The sequence below is a fragment of the Actinomycetospora sp. genome, assembly GCF_036497585.1.
Taxonomy (GTDB): domain Bacteria; phylum Actinomycetota; class Actinomycetes; order Mycobacteriales; family Pseudonocardiaceae; genus Actinomycetospora.
This window is the reverse complement of record NZ_DASXJD010000148.1, coordinates 1-1,994: the sequence shown is the minus strand read 5'-3', so window position 1 is coordinate 1,994 and position 1,994 is coordinate 1. Positions and strand designations below refer to the sequence as shown.

At 73.8% G+C, this 1,994-nt stretch carries 3 protein-coding genes; 1 reads left to right on the top strand and 2 read right to left on the bottom strand.

The window, feature by feature from the left end:
• A partial coding sequence (locus tag VGH76_RS14445) for an FAD-dependent oxidoreductase (RefSeq protein WP_331557378.1) occupies positions 1-891 on the bottom strand: 891 nt, incomplete at its 3' end.
• 172 nt (positions 892-1,063) lie between these two features.
• Between VGH76_RS14445 and VGH76_RS14440 the strand changes: the two genes are divergently transcribed.
• Positions 1,064-1,528 carry a gamma-glutamylcyclotransferase gene (locus VGH76_RS14440; protein ID WP_331557377.1) on the top strand — a complete coding sequence of 155 codons (465 nt, stop codon included), beginning with the start codon at positions 1,064-1,066 and terminating at the stop codon, positions 1,526-1,528.
• Positions 1,529-1,555: 27 nt separating this feature from the next.
• On the opposite strand, the gene VGH76_RS14435 is transcribed toward VGH76_RS14440, so the two are convergent.
• The coding region (locus tag VGH76_RS14435; RefSeq protein ID WP_331557376.1) for a S1 RNA-binding domain-containing protein at positions 1,556-1,994 on the bottom strand (439 nt) is incomplete at its 5' end.

The following is a 1,994-nucleotide window of genomic DNA, read 5'->3' as shown; positions in this document are numbered from 1 at the left end:
GACGGTGATGTGGCCGGAGTCGCGCGGCTCGAGCCCGATCTCCTCGCACCCGAGGCCCTGCGTGTTCGGTACGGAGCCGACCGTCATCAGCGCGTGCGAGCCGGAGACCTCCCGACCGTCGGAGAGCGTCACCCGCACCCCGTCCGCCGTCGCGACGACCTTGTCGGCCCGGGACCGCGGCTCGATGGTCACACCGCGCTCGGTGAAGACCTCCTCGAGCGTCGCCGCGGCGTCGGGGTCCTCGTGCGGGAGCACCCGGTCGCGGCTGGAGATGAGCGTGACGGGCACGCCCAGCTCGGCGTACGCGGAGACGAACTCGGCCCCGGTCACCCCGGACCCGACGACGACGAGGTGCTCCGGCAGCGCCTCGAGGTCGTAGAGCTGGCGCCAGGTCAGGACACGGCGGCCGTCGGGCACGGCGTCGGGCAGCACCCGCGGCGACGCGCCGGTGGCGATCAGCGCGACGTCGGCGGTGACCGTCTCGGTCCGGCCGTCGGCGTGGGAGATCTCGATGTCGTGGGTCGCGCTGTGGACGTCGCTCGTCTGGAAGCGCCCGCGCCCGTCGCAGACCCGGACACCTGAGCGCTCCAGGTTCGCCTTGATGTCGGCGGACTGGGCCAGCGCGAGGTCCTTCACGCGCCCGTTGACCCGCGGGACGTCGACGTAGGCCTTGTCGGAGTCGACGTCGATGCCCATGTCGGCGTTGCGCCGGAAGCTCGCACGGACGCCCGCGGAGGCGATGAAGGTCTTGGACGGCACGCAGTCGTAGGCGACGCAGTTCCCGCCGACGCTGTCCTCCTCGACCAGGACGACGTCGGCCTCGTGCTGGGCGGCGACGAGGGCCGCCTCGTACCCGGCCGGTCCGCCGCCGAGGATCACGATGCGGGTCATGGGGACGTCCTCCGTTCGCTGACGGCTCCGGGGGGTGAGGACCCGGTGGTGGGCTCGAGCGGGTGGTGCCGGGGTGCCCGATCTGCCGGTCACGGACCATCCTGCCCGTTCGGCGTAACGTGCGGGCTTCCGGCGTCGGTGAGGGTGCCTCCTGCTGACTACCCTGTCCGCCGTGCCGCTCTACGCCGCCTACGGGTCGAACATGGACCCCGCGCAGATGATGCAACGCGCGCCCCACTCCCCGGTCTCCGGGACCGGCTGGCTCGAGGGCTGGCGGATCACGTTCGGAGGTGAGGATCTCGGGTGGGAGGGCGCCCTCTCGACCGTGGTCGAGGACCCCTCCTCGCGGGTGTTCGTGGTGCTCTACGACGTCAGTCCCCTCGACGTCGACCAGCTCGACCGCTGGGAGGGCGGCGAGCTCGGCATGCACAAGAAGCTGCGGCTGCGGATCCAGACGATGGACGGGCCCCAGCTGGCGTGGGTCTACGTGCTCGACGCGTACGAGGGCGGCCTACCCTCCGCCCGCTACATCGGGGTGCTCTCGGACGCCGCCGAGGCCGCCGGGGCGCCCGACGACTACGTGCAGGCGCTGCGGGAGCGCCCCTGCCGCTCGATCGGCCCGGGCACCTCGCCGTAGTCCAAGGCCCCGGGCCGCCCGGCGGAGTCAGCGGTCGAGGCCCGCCCTGCGGAGGGCGTCCGCCATCGCGCCGCCGGGCGCGGGACGACGGTCGCGGTCGTTCCCGCCCTTGCCGCCCTGCTTGCCCTGCCCGCTCTGCTTGCCCTGCCCGCTCTGCTTGCCCTGCCCGCTCTGCTTGCCCTGCCCGCCGCCCTGCTTGCCCTGGCCGCCGCCGGACCGGCCACCGCCGCGGCGCTCGCCCGAGCCCTCGCCAGCGCGGCCACCCGAGCGACCGCCACCGGTGCGGTCGCCGGAACCGGCCGGCCCGCCGGCCCCGGGCTCGTCATCGAGCCGCAGCGTCAGCGAGATCCGCTTGCGGGGGACGTCGACGTCGAGGACCTTCACCCGCACCACGTCCCCCGGCCCGACGACGGCCCGTGGGTCGGACACGAACTCCTTCGACATCGCCGAGATGTGGACGAGACCG